This is a genomic window from Acidithrix sp. C25, assembly GCF_904848545.2.
Genome location: NZ_CAJHCI020000006.1, coordinates 778,213 through 791,960, shown reverse-complemented (window position 1 = coordinate 791,960; position 13,748 = coordinate 778,213). Strand labels below are relative to the sequence as shown.

The 13,748-nt window shown below is 48.9% G+C and carries 17 protein-coding genes and 1 pseudogene; 10 read left to right on the top strand and 8 right to left on the bottom strand.

The genetic code is table 11. The features are described 5' to 3' along the window. Positions 1–43 precede the first annotated feature (43 nt). The gene (locus ACIDITHRIX25_RS72655) at positions 44–202 is read left to right on the top strand and encodes a HepT-like ribonuclease domain-containing protein (RefSeq protein WP_082058439.1); all 159 of its coding nucleotides are present in this window, start codon (positions 44–46) and stop codon (positions 200–202) included. Positions 203–357: 155 nt separating this feature from the next. Here ACIDITHRIX25_RS72655 and ACIDITHRIX25_RS72650 read toward each other — a convergent pair whose 3' ends face one another. Next, positions 358–666 carry a hypothetical protein gene (locus tag ACIDITHRIX25_RS72650; protein ID WP_152625827.1) on the bottom strand — a complete coding sequence of 103 codons (309 nt, stop codon included), beginning with the start codon at positions 664–666 and terminating at the stop codon, positions 358–360. Here ACIDITHRIX25_RS72650 and ACIDITHRIX25_RS72645 point away from each other — a divergent pair. Next, on the top strand, positions 665–1,015 hold the full coding sequence (locus tag ACIDITHRIX25_RS72645; RefSeq protein ID WP_152625828.1) for a hypothetical protein: 351 nt from the start codon (positions 665–667) through the stop codon (positions 1,013–1,015). The two genes, ACIDITHRIX25_RS72650 and ACIDITHRIX25_RS72645, sit on opposite strands and share 2 nt — an antisense overlap. Before the next feature lie 618 nt (positions 1,016–1,633). On the opposite strand, the gene ACIDITHRIX25_RS72640 is transcribed toward ACIDITHRIX25_RS72645, so the two are convergent. Further along, positions 1,634–1,852 carry a hypothetical protein gene (locus ACIDITHRIX25_RS72640; RefSeq protein WP_052604398.1) on the bottom strand — a complete coding sequence of 73 codons (219 nt, stop codon included), beginning with the start codon at positions 1,850–1,852 and terminating at the stop codon, positions 1,634–1,636. Between the two features lie 103 nt (positions 1,853–1,955). Here ACIDITHRIX25_RS72640 and ACIDITHRIX25_RS72635 point away from each other — a divergent pair, with 103 nt between their 5' ends. The 3 genes from ACIDITHRIX25_RS72635 (at position 1,956) to ACIDITHRIX25_RS72625 (ending at position 4,003) form a co-directional block, all read left to right on the top strand. Beyond that, positions 1,956–2,189, top strand: coding sequence for a hypothetical protein (locus tag ACIDITHRIX25_RS72635; RefSeq protein WP_052604399.1), 234 nt, complete (start codon positions 1,956–1,958; stop codon positions 2,187–2,189). Positions 2,190–2,479: 290 nt separating this feature from the next. Then, positions 2,480–2,695 (top strand): hypothetical protein, encoded by a 216-nt coding sequence (locus ACIDITHRIX25_RS72630; protein WP_052604401.1) that lies wholly within the window; start codon positions 2,480–2,482, stop codon positions 2,693–2,695. Positions 2,696–3,124: 429 nt separating this feature from the next. Further along, on the top strand, positions 3,125–4,003 hold the full coding sequence (locus ACIDITHRIX25_RS72625; protein ID WP_201732529.1) for a formate/nitrite transporter family protein: 879 nt from the start codon (positions 3,125–3,127) through the stop codon (positions 4,001–4,003). Positions 4,004–4,841: 838 nt separating this feature from the next. Here the strand turns inward: ACIDITHRIX25_RS72625 and ACIDITHRIX25_RS000000104175 are convergent. Together ACIDITHRIX25_RS000000104175 and ACIDITHRIX25_RS72620 are read right to left on the bottom strand one after the other, a co-directional pair. After that, a complete protein-coding gene (locus tag ACIDITHRIX25_RS000000104175; RefSeq protein WP_407071669.1) occupies positions 4,842–5,567 on the bottom strand; it encodes a CBS domain-containing protein in 726 nt (241 codons plus the stop codon). Next, positions 5,547–6,887, bottom strand: a pseudogene (locus tag ACIDITHRIX25_RS72620) (chloride channel protein); the annotation flags it as partial. The pseudogene ACIDITHRIX25_RS72620 and the gene ACIDITHRIX25_RS000000104175, both read right to left, overlap by 21 nt. Positions 6,888–7,202: 315 nt before the next feature. Here ACIDITHRIX25_RS72620 and ACIDITHRIX25_RS72615 point away from each other — a divergent pair. The 3 genes from ACIDITHRIX25_RS72615 (at position 7,203) to ACIDITHRIX25_RS72605 (ending at position 8,912) form a co-directional block, all read left to right on the top strand. Further along, the gene (locus ACIDITHRIX25_RS72615; RefSeq protein WP_200891175.1) at positions 7,203–7,730 is read left to right on the top strand and encodes a MarR family winged helix-turn-helix transcriptional regulator; all 528 of its coding nucleotides are present in this window, start codon (positions 7,203–7,205) and stop codon (positions 7,728–7,730) included. Between the two features lie 339 nt (positions 7,731–8,069). After that, positions 8,070–8,528 (top strand): MaoC/PaaZ C-terminal domain-containing protein, encoded by a 459-nt coding sequence (locus ACIDITHRIX25_RS72610; protein ID WP_052604405.1) that lies wholly within the window; start codon positions 8,070–8,072, stop codon positions 8,526–8,528. Positions 8,529–8,612: 84 nt separating this feature from the next. Beyond that, on the top strand, positions 8,613–8,912 hold the full coding sequence (locus ACIDITHRIX25_RS72605) for a hypothetical protein (protein WP_052604406.1): 300 nt from the start codon (positions 8,613–8,615) through the stop codon (positions 8,910–8,912). Between the two features lie 590 nt (positions 8,913–9,502). On the opposite strand, the gene ACIDITHRIX25_RS72600 is transcribed toward ACIDITHRIX25_RS72605, so the two are convergent. Together ACIDITHRIX25_RS72600 and ACIDITHRIX25_RS72595 are read right to left on the bottom strand one after the other, a co-directional pair. Continuing rightward, entirely contained in the window at positions 9,503–9,700 is a 198-nt protein-coding gene (locus ACIDITHRIX25_RS72600) for a hypothetical protein (protein WP_052604407.1), read from the bottom strand. After that, positions 9,697–10,215, bottom strand: coding sequence for a hypothetical protein (locus ACIDITHRIX25_RS72595; protein WP_052604408.1), 519 nt, complete (start codon positions 10,213–10,215; stop codon positions 9,697–9,699). Before ACIDITHRIX25_RS72595 ends, ACIDITHRIX25_RS72600 begins: the two co-directional genes overlap by 4 nt. Positions 10,216–10,946: 731 nt before the next feature. Here ACIDITHRIX25_RS72595 and ACIDITHRIX25_RS72590 point away from each other — a divergent pair. Together ACIDITHRIX25_RS72590 and ACIDITHRIX25_RS72585 are read left to right on the top strand one after the other, a co-directional pair. Beyond that, positions 10,947–12,053, top strand: coding sequence for an IS1380 family transposase (locus ACIDITHRIX25_RS72590; RefSeq protein ID WP_052604409.1), 1,107 nt, complete (start codon positions 10,947–10,949; stop codon positions 12,051–12,053). 60 nt (positions 12,054–12,113) lie between these two features. Next, positions 12,114–12,350 (top strand): hypothetical protein, encoded by a 237-nt coding sequence (locus ACIDITHRIX25_RS72585; protein WP_052604410.1) that lies wholly within the window; start codon positions 12,114–12,116, stop codon positions 12,348–12,350. Positions 12,351–12,993: 643 nt separating this feature from the next. Here the strand turns inward: ACIDITHRIX25_RS72585 and ACIDITHRIX25_RS72580 are convergent. Both ACIDITHRIX25_RS72580 and ACIDITHRIX25_RS72575 read right to left on the bottom strand, forming a co-directional pair. After that, a complete protein-coding gene (locus tag ACIDITHRIX25_RS72580) occupies positions 12,994–13,338 on the bottom strand; it encodes a type II toxin-antitoxin system PemK/MazF family toxin (protein ID WP_052604411.1) in 345 nt (114 codons plus the stop codon). Beyond that, on the bottom strand, positions 13,332–13,637 hold the full coding sequence (locus tag ACIDITHRIX25_RS72575) for a hypothetical protein (protein WP_152625830.1): 306 nt from the start codon (positions 13,635–13,637) through the stop codon (positions 13,332–13,334). Before ACIDITHRIX25_RS72575 ends, ACIDITHRIX25_RS72580 begins: the two co-directional genes overlap by 7 nt. Positions 13,638–13,748: the final 111 nt, after the last annotated feature.

Sequence of the window (13,748 nt, the reverse complement as noted above, 5' to 3'; positions counted from 1 at the left end):
ACTCCCAGGATCGTTCGTTGGCGGGCGAGTAACGAGAGCGAGGATGAGTGTATCGATCTGCGGTGATGCCCAAATCGGAGTTATTGGCGAAGCCGTCAACGGATTAAGTGATGAGTTCAGGAGCGAACGACCAGAGATTCCATGGCGAAGTATTATCGGGATGTGTAATATTCTTACTCACCAATACTGGGATACCTCCTAGGCACTAATCGAGCAGATCCTAGACGAAGATTATCGACAATGATCTGAAGCGTTTGGAACGTTCGATGGTTGGCCTTGATACACCCCCCAACCTTTAGAGTCTGATCTGAAAATGGAAGATAGCTCTGCTCGATCGTTAGCAAATGGCATTCATCGCTAGGCAAGTTCCTGCCACATAAGCCAATGACCGGATCGATCGAGGGCGTACAGTTCTAGGGAAAGTCCTGGATCGCAGGCCGCTACCGTTGCAGTTGCAACATTGCATACCACGACCAAGGCGCTGTCCTTTACTATCTTTGCAAAGCAACCTGAATAAGCGCTAAGAGACGTCGACTTGGTGATCTGAAGCTGCACATGTTCTGCACTCGTAGCTGACATGACTGGATTTTGCGTAGGCCCTAGCGAGACCTGGGTCCATAGTGCCCTATCCGACAAGATAAGTCGCGAAGGTATTGAAGAAGCCATGAGCCACTCTCGAGTCGTCTGGATCAAGGAGTTCCTCAACTGTCCAGCGGGATTTGAACCATCAACCACTCCAAGAGGATTGGGGCACGATGAATATTTGGAGGCGCCGATAGGAGCAGGATATAGAGATTTATTCGACTTTAATTTCGTCTCAGTAGCAGATAAGCTCAAGGTTGCTGCCACGGTCGTGGTAGTTGAATTAGGAACAGCAAGCGTGGTACTGGTAGTACTAGATTGGGGCGGCAAAGTAGTGTTTGAGGTCACGGCCGAAGTACCGCAATCAGAGATCAGTATCGTGGATAACACTAAAAATAGGCTTCGGGACAGTCGCTTTCGAACCTGCCAGTGAGAGTTTCGAGGTGATTTCAACACGACAATGCACCGCTTTGGCTAATTCTGTCGACGCGCATGACCCCGCTCCTTTCCGACCTCACCTTAATGATTTTATCGCAACTCCAGCATTAGCTCACCATCTTCAGTTCTACGACGGCTTTTACAATTCCGTACTCTTGATTAGCGGCAGTCTCCTTTCCTCAGATAATTTGGTGTCTAACGCTTTACATTATCGTGAAATAGTTGACCGATTAATCGAGAGTATTGATGCTTTTGCGAGACACCTTTGTAGTGCGACGCATCGGCAATGATTAGGTAGTTATAAACGCCTACCAGTTCCAAGAGGAACGGAGTGCGCCAATAATCGAGCCGTGGTATCTGATTTGGCAAGGTCCGACCTTGTCTATTTCGAATTCGGCAGGATGCCAAATATTTGAGGCTTTCCTGACATAGATACGGGTCCCAGGTACCACTAAAGCAAGCGACAATCCCAGTAAACACCTATCTTTCGGATCTGAGGTAGCCCTTTAAGAAATTTTACAGGATCCAAGTCCCTCAATTTTTAGTTGAGAAACACTCAAAAAGGTAGACCGGACCTGATATAGCTACCAATTTAGCTAATTCGATCCTTGGATTAAAACGTGTCGTTATAAGTGAAGTTTCTCTTATAAAAGGAGAGGTAGCTGTAAAGCTCAAGTTCACCCGCTTCAAGCTTGGATGTCGTAATTCCAATTACAGTACGAACTTCCCCTACAATACCAGAACCATCAACTCCAGCTTCAGACATGTGGATATTGGAGTGCGCCAAACTTAGTCCTGCTGTCAACTTGGACGAACGAAGTATCCAAGCCATGGCGTAATGATCAAATCAGTTCCATTTGCACGATCAGTAGTATATTCACGCTTTGAACAAGTTTTTTAGCACCTGGTTGCCTGGTCAACCTACAAGGTGGATAATGCCACCGTTACCAAAGTCAGCCGCATTTTCGTTCAGAACAGTAGGTTCGATCTGCGAGCGGGTAGTCGCTGAAGTGCTCGATCCCAATCGCTTGGAGAACCTCTTTTTAGTAGCGGCGGATGAGATCTCCTATAGAAAGCATCCCAATTATCTGACTCGAGTTACCAACTACGAAACCGGCCTCACCGCTTATGTGCACTCCGGTTGGTTACCTTTGCGGACCTTAGAATAAGTCGCTAGGACGCTAAGTCCCTTCTTGGTCATAGTGATGGAGACCAACCCTTCGATCGTACGAACGTGGACGACGAGCTTACCCCTTCAGTTGATAGAAATGAAGCTGAAGTATGGATATTCGAGTCTGCTTCCATTCGATGTTCCCGTGGAGTAGCGGTAGAAAATTACAACGAGATTTGTTTCGGACTAAGGTCAGACAAGGTGGCACTTTCACCAGTGCATCCGATATCTTTTGAAAGCACAAGCATCTGCGGTAATCGGTAATTTTAAAGGAACCAACTTCGAGCGATGTTCTCGCCCTATTGTTTGGTTCATGCCTTACTTGAACAGATGCCAAACGCATTGACGCCTCGGGCAGTAGAGCACAGCGAGTTCCCCAGTGGATATCGCAGCTTCAAGACCTACTATTTATCTGCTGCAGATGGACTGCTTGTTTTGTCTTGCGCTAATCGACTTTCCTTTGACGTCACGCTCATCATCGACGGTAGCGCGTTGGATAAATAGTGAGTAAAACCTCGGTGCACTTTTTGCGTGCGAAATTGGCTACTGTTGGAAGAGCTTTGAGTTCCGTCAGATCCAAATCCAAGCTGCATGAGCGATATTTGTAGGTAACAACTATCTTGGCAGTTGCTATTTCTTAGCGCGTTCCAACTTCCTCACTTACCAAGAAGCTACTGCGAGTTCATAGCGAGCAGCGTGGTTACGGGCGTCATGGCTGTTTTCAGTCGACGGATAGCACAACAATTTTGATCCTTGCCAGATGTTCTCACTCGTCCCAATTGAGACGACACGACGAGAAGGCGAAGCGATAGGACTAGCCTTAACAAACAAGACCTAGGTAATACCTCGCCGTACGGTGGATCGTCCATTTGGAATCTTCAAGAGAAACCTACCACTGCGCATAGAGAAAACTCCTAATCAAAGGAGTAAAATATGTCTGATGAAAAGCTAGCAGCCGGGGAAAAGGCTGACAAGCGAGCACGACCAGCCGTTGGGTCCGACCCCGCCCTAGATGATTCTGTCGCTGAGGTAGAAGTAGAAGATACCTTCATTCGTGCGGTTGACGAAGGGCGTCGTCGAATTTTCCGCCGAATGGTGCCATTGCTGGCTACCGGATTTGTAGGGGGGATTGATGTAGGTACTGGTGTCTTGGCTCTATTGCTCGTTGAATACACCACTCACTCAAAGCTGCTAGCTGGTCTTGCATTTTCGGTAGGGTTTATCGCCTTGGCATTGGCTCGTAGCGAACTATTCACCGAAGACTTTCTAATACCGGTCTCTACTGTTATTGCTCGCCAAGCTCAATTTCGGGGTCTGATACGACTCTGGATCGGGACACTCGTCGGAAACCTCGCTGGAGGATGGATTTTTTCTTGGCTCATAATTGCCGGTTTTCCATCGCTGAGGTCACAGGCAATTGTATCGGGTTCCTACTACGTCGATCTTGGTCTTGGAATTAGGGCAATGGTCCTCGCGATTATTGGTGGAACCGTTATAACTCTCATGACCTGGATGCAGCACGGGACAGAGCAAACATCTGGGAAGATAGTTGCCGCTGTAACTGGAGCCTTCTTGCTCGGTGCCGCTGGCCTCAACCACGCGATAGTGAATTCCCTCCTGATGTTTGCCGCATTGAATACCGGGCATGCTCCATTTGGCTATCTCCAATGGGCAGAGACGGCAGGATGGGCTGCTATTGGCAACATTATTGGTGGTGTTGGCCTGGTAACGCTCTTGCGCATCGTCCAAGTCCCTCATACCTTGAAGGCGGAACGAGAGCATCCAGCCCCGGGTGTTCCCTTCCACGAGTAAGAGCCTCGCGATAGGTTCTCTATAGCGTCGATATAAGGCGACACCAGGGTCGCCTTCGGTCAATCTGATTTTATCGATTCGCAAGTGCCATATATAATTAACAAGCCGAATGCAAACGCGATCAGAGCACAATGGAGTCTTTGAGCTTTGATTCTGCGTTAGTGTCGTATGGTAGTTCACAAACTACAGATACGATTCGGGGTTTCTAAAGAGACGAGCCTGCAAAGTAGCAGGTCAAAATCGTTCTACGCAGCGTACCGTAGCACCTGAACGCAAAAGTGCAGATCTAGACGAAGAGATCACGCAACTCCTTAGAACGTTTGTCCTAGAACACAAAGCTCAAGGTTACAAAAGAGCATATCGCTACGTCATAGACAAGGGATACTGAGCCTACCAAAAGAAAGTGGTCACCCAGTTCTCCTACGTACGAGGTTGATTAAAGGGATGTTGATGCAGCAATCGACAGGAGGCAGTTGACGCTAAAATTCAATCTTTTGGTTGTTCTGATAATCGGTTCCAGGAAGGCAATACAGTTAGATACTTTCTAATTGAGCTCATTTTAAATGTGAGACGGTACGGTGTCATGGACCTTTGCTCGTGATTGTTTAGTACATTGCAAATATAGAGTACGGAGTTCTCCGGTGGCGAGGACTCCGTACTACACCCGAAACTATGGCGGTCCAGAAAATCCCATTTGACTGTTGTCTCGTCGCTAACTTTGATTTCCTTAGATTGGGGAAATCCAGCGCAGCATTGGATTTAGCATGGAATTCATCAAACAGCTACCAATTCAGGAAGCCCTGTGGCGCTCGGGTTATTCTTGCCAGCTAGCCTGATCCTATAAGGACCTTTTTTTCGAATTAGGCGCATTGTCTTCGCCGTGCAACCGTTGGAGCAGTGCAACTGCTTCCTCAGCCGCCACTATTGCAATCACAATGTCGCCTTCAGAGATCTCAGTCGACCCTGATGCGTAACTTCGAACACCTTTGTGCTGCACTGATACCACCACACAGCCAGGAGGGAGACCGGCATCACGTATTATGTGGCCTATAACCGGTGCCCCTTTGCTAACACGTTCTTCAACAGCAAGGACACGAGTCGTGAGGTCATAAGCGTAACCGACCTTGGAATTTAGAACTTCGTGGTAGCCAGTGACGAGATCGCTAGCGGAGATAATACCCACAATGCGCTGATCCTCGCCTGTGACCGGCAACCATCCCAATCCTGATTGAAGAAGCAGCTCAAGGCCTGTATCGAGTTTGGCCGACAGAGGTATGGTAGGGCTGGCAAAGTCGATCGACCCTTCGATCTCGGCTTCGGGAGCCGCAGAAGAAATCTCTTCGAGACGCTCGGTCCTCACTGTACCCAAGTATTTCTCGTCACCATTTACAACAGGAGCACCTGGCAAGCCAGCTTCGCGAAGTACCCTGAGAGCCTCAACAACGCGCTGGTTGTTTTGGAATTTAACAACTGTTGGATGAACTAGATCGGCTACCTTGAGGGAAGTTAATAATGGTAGCCCGAAGGTCGGCGTCCTTGCTGGCGAGTCGGCCCTGGTACTCAACTGCGAACGGTAAATACTATCATCGGAACGCCCTACGATGAACCAGGCGATGGCAACAGCAATCATGGCAGGCGCTAGAAGGCTAATATTGCCCGTCATTTCACCCACCATTAGCATCACGGCAATAGGAGCACGTGAAATTCCTCCAAAGACTGCCATCATTCCAACCACTACAAAAGCGGCGGGATCGTGGCCAATGCCGGGAGCCCAGGGTTGTAGCAGATGCCAGATGGCAAGCCCGGTAAATCCTCCTATAACCATACCGGGGCCGAAGACTCCACCGGATCCCCCACTTCCTATGGAGAAGGCTGTTGCTGCAATACGGGCGATAGGAAGCAAAATGATGATGTAAAGGGGCACGTGAAGAAGGTCAGAAGAGAGACCCTTTTGGATCCATCCGTAACCTGTTCCCAAGACTTCGGGCAACCATAGCGCAATCAACCCGGTTAGGAGAGCTCCAAGCGCTGGTCGTAGCTTCTTGCTGAATGGAAGCTTGCTCGCTAGTTTGACGATACCATAGAAGGACCGGGAATACAGAAGGCCAACGCCACCAGAAACCAACCCAAGGACCGCAAACCAGACCAGTTGGACTGGCTGAGTAAAATTGTATCCGCCTGGGATACTGAACAAGGGTTGATAGCCATAAACCGCCCCGAAAATCGCATATGCGATGATAGACGCCAGCATACCGGGCAACAAGGCTTCGAATTCGAAGTCATCCTTATAAACAATATCCGCGGCGAGTACCGCTCCTCCAAGCGGGGCGCTAAATATTGCACCAATACCCGAACCGATCCCAACAGATACCGCTATTCGGCCGTCCTCCGGCGATAGGTCAAGCACGCGGGCCAAAAAGGACCCGAAGCCGGCGCTTATCTGAGCTGTTGGGCCTTCACGACCTCCGGAACCTCCCGAACCAATAGTGACGGCTGACGCGATAATCTTGACAACGACTGCGCGTAGGCGAATTCCACGGGGGTTTCGGTTAATGGCGTCAATCGCCGCATCCGTACCATGGCCTTCTGCTTCTGGAGCCCAGGTAAAGACGATGAACCCGGAGATCAATCCTCCAAGTACCACGACCAACGGAATAGCCCAGGCCCTGAGATAGTGTCCCGAACCCGAAACGTTCCCTTCGCCGGCTGGGGTCGGAACTTTGTAACTAGCAAGGTATCCCAGAAAGAAGTGCGTTGCGAGCGTAAGCGCTTCGAAGAACAGTACGGCACCCAATCCGGCAATAATCCCGATAACTGAAGCCAATATCAGCCATTTGGGCAAATACGACATCGCTTTGATCCGGCTCGAAAGATAGCTTTTCATGCCTTGCCACCTCGGATTCTAGGGTCGGGAGATCTCGATAAATGCGAACACAACGCGCTGACGACGAGGCCGTCATTGTTTTTCGCCTTAGCGCCTCTTTGACGCGGCGATTGATGTGCGACGGAGGTCGTTGGGAAGAGATTTCTTAAGCCATCAACGTTCAAAGCAATGTGAGATACTTCAGGCGTCTCCCTAGTTACCTTCTTCATTTTCTTATCCTCAATCTCTTCTTCTTGGGTGCGAAACGAATACCAGACCGTTCTCTGAGGAAATTTACTTGCATATGGCAAGTATAGCCATATACAATGAATGCTAATGACAAATATTGCTAACCAGGAATCGTTAGATGCTGGAGAGGAACTGGTCGACGCGGTCTTGGCGGCCAGCCGTGCCCTAGTCGCAGTGGCTGCACGCTCGCTTGCCACCGTTGACGAAGAGGTAACCCTGGTCCAATATAGGGTCCTCGTCGAATTGGCTGCCCGTGGGCCTCAGAATCTGGCAGAGCTTGCTACAGCGCTCGGAGTGAGCCCTTCGACCGCGACAAGAATGTGTGATCGGCTCGTGCGAAAGGGTTTGATCGAACGTCGCAGGACTAACACTGACCGAAGGATAGTCCGAGTTTCACTTGCCTCGCCGGGACGCAAGATCGTTACTGAGGTAACTAGAAAACGCCGCACAGAACTGGAAGTGATCCTGGCACGTTTACCCTTAGTGGACCGCCAAACTGTGTTAGTTGCTCTGCGGGCATTCGCTGATGCTGCCGGTACCGTTGCGGAGAAGAAGTGGCCGCTCGGGTGGAATGTCGAGCGTGATTTGCTGGTTGCTGACCCCACCGAAGAGTAAGAACTATCCTTGCCAATGTTACTAGCTTCAACCGACCTTCATCTCGATGCAATCATTTTCGACCAATACGTAGGGCGCAGAGGGTACTCTCAGCTTGAGCATCGGGTTCGCGTGCCGCTAAGTGAGCCGCCATCCAGAGCGGTTGTGGCCTGCACCCAGAAATGCTACGAGATATTACCCAACCAATATTTGCCGCCGTGTAACTGTCGAAATGGAGCAAGGAATGCACTGCACTGCAGCGCAAGTCACATTATTTGCGAAAATTCTAGCGATCGGACAGGCCCTACCAAGGTGCTACAAGCCAAGGCAAATTAAAGTTAAACAAGAAGGAGAAAACCAATGGCAATATATTTTGATGATTTTGAGGTGGGCCAAACTTTCGTTGGTGGCGGTCGGACCTTTACTGAAGCTGAAATAATCACTTTTGCCCATTCATATGATCCACAGGCGATGCATATTGATCGCGTATATGCTGAAGATGGGTCTTTCAAAGGTCTCATTGCGTCCGGATTTCATACGCTCAGCATCGCCTGGTGGCTATTTCTCAAGCTGGGCTTAGTGGAAGGTTCTATGAAGATTGGGATTGGCGTCGATGAGGTTCGGTGGAAACGACCAGTGCGACCTGGAGATACCGTTGCGCTCACCGTAGAGATTATTGAAAAAAGTTTGACTTCGGCCAATGATAGCGGACGGGTGCATTTTTCACACACTCTCAAGAATCAGGCAAACGAAGTGGTTTTGACATATAACAGCTTGCATTTAATCTGGTTAAAAGGGTACGGTAAGAGTGAGAGCTGACCGCCATGTGTAAGTGGAAGGCTCCTCATTGCTTGATCCATTGGAACCATGGTTACTATAGATAAGTAGCTTCCAAGTTTCGCCATGCCGGTAACCGGGATTGACAACTTTGACACCCACCGCGTAGAAATTGCAAAGGCCGATATGTGCACGGTCTACCACCCCGCCATGCTCGGTGCCAATGCCTGTATGGCAGAGACAGTGGAAGATCGAAACCATTTGGTGGCCTCGACACCGAAGGCGAGCAAACGCGCCACTGCGTTTCGAAGTACCCTATTGCCAGCAACAGCCTCGCGCCTTTACTCAAAGTCTCTTTACAAGACCGACGTCACTACTACCGTGCACTTCGCGCTGCTGCATGACATCCGGCATTCTTACCTTTAGATTTTTGCCTCGGCGAACTTCGGTTTCTTGGGTTTCCTTACGGAAAAGCTACAAGACTAATTCGTGAGTTCAATACGAAATCTCCTACCCTGCCACTGCTGCACCCCTACTTTGCCCTTATACGCCTTACTCGCTCATGCCGCCTTAACAAGAGACCCGTCTGGCCTGAAACGACCGACCAGCCAGAGTAATCAAAAGGCATTTATTCTGCCTTGGTTGTGATGTCATCCATAGGGATTTCGATGCGTCATCGCATCGTTGGCTTTTACTCATCTTCGTAGAACTTACCGAAGGAAGTATCTCCGTCCCCTAAAAGAAACGCTCATCATCTTGGCTCAATAACAACGCGGCTCGTGCCGGTTTGATATCTCTTTGTCGTAAGTTGATATCGAAAGAGCCAGCGAGCTAGAGGCATTTCTCCTCATCTTTCATATTGCATTGCTTGACTGGGAAGCTCAAAAGGTCGACCTATGGTTAGCATTCATAGCACACGGTTCCCTGATCAGATTAGGCTTGAACTTTCTTGACCTGAAGGAAGTGACGAGAACTCTTGTTTATCTAGGGTATCTAAGATCTCTTGACACTGGAAATTAATATAGTTTAAAGCTGGGTTTAGCCCTAGTGGCAAAGGGACGCTTGTCATAGGTTAGGCTACCTTCTGATTTCCATCTCTGAAAGCTACGCAGTGACAGTCCGAGTTCCTTGACCGCTAGTTTAAGCCTAGCTCCGCCGTTATGAGCTTCCTCAATAAGTTCTACTGCAAGTAGGCGATCTGAGGGAAAGGTCATTCGACCTCTTTGTCCCCCCATATCGCCTGGACTTTTTCCCGCAGCACCAGCAGCGCTGTCTTTTCTGCGAGTGCCTTCTCTTTCCTATTTAGCTCTGACTCCAGCTTCTTAGTTTTTATTTTCACGCTAGCTAATTCGGATCTGTATTTAGCTATAGCTTCACCGGTTTTATCATTCGCCTTTGAACAGGTAATACGCCAGTCGTTTAGCTCTTCTTTCAAAATTCCCTTAGTGCGAAGGTATTCTTCAAGTTGCAACTCAGACATGGCAGCAGTCTCGAGTACGGCCCGAAACTTATCCTCTGAGCTCCATAAACTGGCTGGAGTTCGCTTAGTTGGATCTTGGCGATCTATCTGGTCCTTTAATTCACGATTCCAGATGTAGATAGTTGTCTTTGGTATCTGGACTTGTTTAGCCAAATCGGCGATTGCACCTCTGGGTGCATTGGGATCTGACAACAGCTCCCTCAGCCTCTTGACAACAGCTTCTTTTTGATCCTTTGGATAAGGCTTCATCGTGTTCGATCAAAGTTCTCGCCCTGCATGGTTGGTATTCTATTCGAATAAATGCCAACTATCTTGACACCTAGGGATCCTTACTCTACGGGGAGATGGTCATGAGTGCAATTATTACAAGGTAATTACCGATGTTAGTAGTATGTTGGGAGTTGCGATGGACAACTTTTTGCGACCTGATGATTCTCGAGAGTCGGTAAAAGTAAATGGATTACGGGATATGCGATTTTGGTGGGCCATAGTTTTATTTGGTGGCAATGGTTTACTTTGATGCATAAGTCCAGGAATTGTTACTACTAGGAATGGCCATTGCGCCTTCCGGTTACGAATCTATGTTATTCCTATTGGCGACACCCTGTATGGCAAATTTCTAACAACCCTTGAGTTATGCAGCCTACATATTATATACTTTCCTCGCGCTGGAAGTGAATCTCGAACTCGTGCAGTCCTGGCTCGATGATCTCGATCATAATTATTATGAACAAGTTGTCGCTGCTTGCTCTGTGACCGAGGCCCACAGTTGCGGCGCCCGTTGGTAGATACAGGGAAGACATCACGTCACAAAAAAATGAAGGAGTTGCGTCCAGGCTCTAAAGGGTATTCCGAGTTAACCTGGATCCACCGAAAATTTAGCCGATCGACTTTGATTTAGACATAGAAAAGGTGCTCTGACCTGGTAGAATGATGTTTGAAGACACTTCAAATCCATCAGTTCAAGGAGCACCTTTTAGATGCAAGCATCTACTAGTGCTTTAGAGTGTTTGATAGTCACCTTTGACGATTCGAACGCAGTTTCCAACAGTGGGTTAATACTCCCTATCACCCTTGCTGAGAGACTTGGCCTTAGGGATCTCTTTGATTTACACATTGACCTAGAGGATCGTCCTGGACGAGCAAATGTTGGCAGAAAAGCTATGGCTATCGTCGCATCTATCTTGGCCGGTGGTGATTGCATTGATGACACTGCAATCCTTGAAAGCCCAAAAGCGCAAGTTATCCTTGGTCAGATAATGCCAGCACCATCTAGGTTTGGTGTCTTCTTGCGTAGTTTTGAGACCAGTGACATCGCAGATGTTGAACGAGTTGCAGCTTTGTTGCTAAAACGAGCCTGGCTAGCTGGAGCAGGTCCAGGTGATGAGTCACTCACCATTGATGTTGATTCCACGATATGTCAGGTATATGGAAACAAAAAAGAAGGAGCTGGATTTGGTTATACCAAAGTAAGGGGGTATCACCCACACCTAGCAGCTGTTGGTAAAACAGGTGACATTCTTGGAATAGTGACACGTGAAGGCAATGCCAATACCGCCCGTGGTGCCGGAGAGTTTGTAACTCAGGTAATCAACAATGCGAGAGCCGCTGGAGCAACTGGTGAAATAACCATGCGTTTTGACTCTGGGTTCTACTCAAGAGCCGTTAGAGACGCAGCTAGTGCGGGTGATGTGCGCATTTGCATTACAACACGGATGTCAAAACGATTGAAGCAGGTTATTGCAGCCATACCAGAAGAAACATGGACTTCAATTCCTTATTGGCTTGAAGGTGGAGCTGATGTAGCAGAAGTGAAATATCGCGCATTTGCAAGAGATAGACAAGACGTTCGTCTTATCGTACGAAGGGTCAAGCCTACTCCAGGGTCTCAGCTGGCACTATTTAGTGACTATGACTATCACGCATTTATTACCGATCGACAAGGCGAAACGCTTTTCCTTGAGGCTGATCACCGAGCACATGCCCAGATCGAACTAGTCATCAAGGATCTCAAAGGAGGTTCTAGGCGGAATCATGTTCCATCCAGATACATGAACGCTAATGCCGTTTGGTTGGCTCTGGTCTAATTAGCCATTGGTGCAATTGCACACAACCTGGCACGGTGCAATTGCACACAACCTGGCACGGTGCAATTGCACACAACCTGGCACGGTGCAATTGCACACAACCTGGCACGAATAGGTGCTATTACAGAAACTGTAATAACCACACCAAAGCTTCGACGGTGTTACTTTCAGATCGCAGGACATATCACTCGTTCAGCTAGAAAAGTAATACTGCATCTTGAAGAACACTGGCACTATAAGGATAAGTTCTTAGAGGCTCTTGATCGGATCAGAAAGTTTGAGATCGCCATCACCTGAACATCTGGTTACCTAACACACTGAATATTACTTGAAGGAACTGCTCTAGAAGACAAGGGATTAGGTCACTATACCCAAAATGAGATTTCACAATCTCAAAAATGACCAAACAGGCTCAACCACAAAGGGATTAGGTCATATTTGGCACTCTGAAACCAGATTTAAGCCATAGACCCTCCGTCAAACCTAAATCAGTTCCTAAAAACCGACTTGAAGTCACACCGAAGGGCTCAAGCTGGTCCATTTCTGTGGATTCAGGTTAAGTTGCGCTAGTCCCAAAACTGCAGGCCGATACGCACAATCTTCTGGTCGAACCGCGAACCCACAACGGGATCTATGTTGTTAGCCACGAATTCAAACGTGAGAGGACGTCATTGGACGTTGGTGGACATTGCACTTCGTCCGGCGAGCAGATTTCGAGGCTGATGGACGTCCCTGGACGTTCTGGAAACACTCTCAAGGTGCCAGATCGAACTCCGGGCGGCCCACTATAAGGCTCTGAACGTTCACGCTTGTGGCGCCCAACGATTGCCGTGTTCAAGATCGAAAATCGAAGAAATTTGAAATTACCTCCACCAAGTGGACGAACTCGTCATGAAGCTCACTTTGGGAGTGGCAAACGTTTCCTGACACCAATTAACACTCAAAGCCCAAGGACCTCCCGTAGGCCATGATCGATGCGTTCGAGAGTGAGTGGTCGCACACGGCCAGTACGGCGTCCGAGCTCGGACTTGTCCAATGTGACAAGGGCCGTCACGTTAGCCACCGATGCGCGCGTCATCCCCGCCTCGCCCTCGGCGATGTGCACGTTACCCGGCATATCACCGAGGTGGAGTGTGCTGGTGAAGGTTACAGCCACCACGGTGGCCAACTTGCTCGAGTTATAAAGGTCATCAGACACGATCAAAACGGGTCGACGCTTCGCGGGTCGCGACCCTTGTGGTTCTCCTAAGTCCACCCAGTACACCTCCCCTCGCTGAATCACCACCTCGTGCCGTCGTCCTTTGCCAACAGACGGTGAGCCGCGGTTGTCGAGAATTCATTCGTGTCGTCATTGACGGCGTCGACCACTGCGTTAATGCGGTCAATCACGCCAGCCGATGAGTTAGCCGCTTCTAGTTCCTTCTCTACTGCACCGGCAAAGAACGCCGAACGACTGGTACCCAGTTCCTTAGCGCGGCGCGTCGCACGGGCATACACCTCAACAGGAACCGAGATAGTTGTCTTGACGTATTGATTGGACTTTGTCATATTCAACGTGTAACTGGTAACACTCAGGTCTCGCAACCTTCGCTGTCAACTCCCCGAAATTGAATAGTGGCTTTACCTTGGAACGAACTCAGGTCTAACCAATTGTCTAGCTGGAAGGCTCCCACTTTATCAATCCACCACTAACGC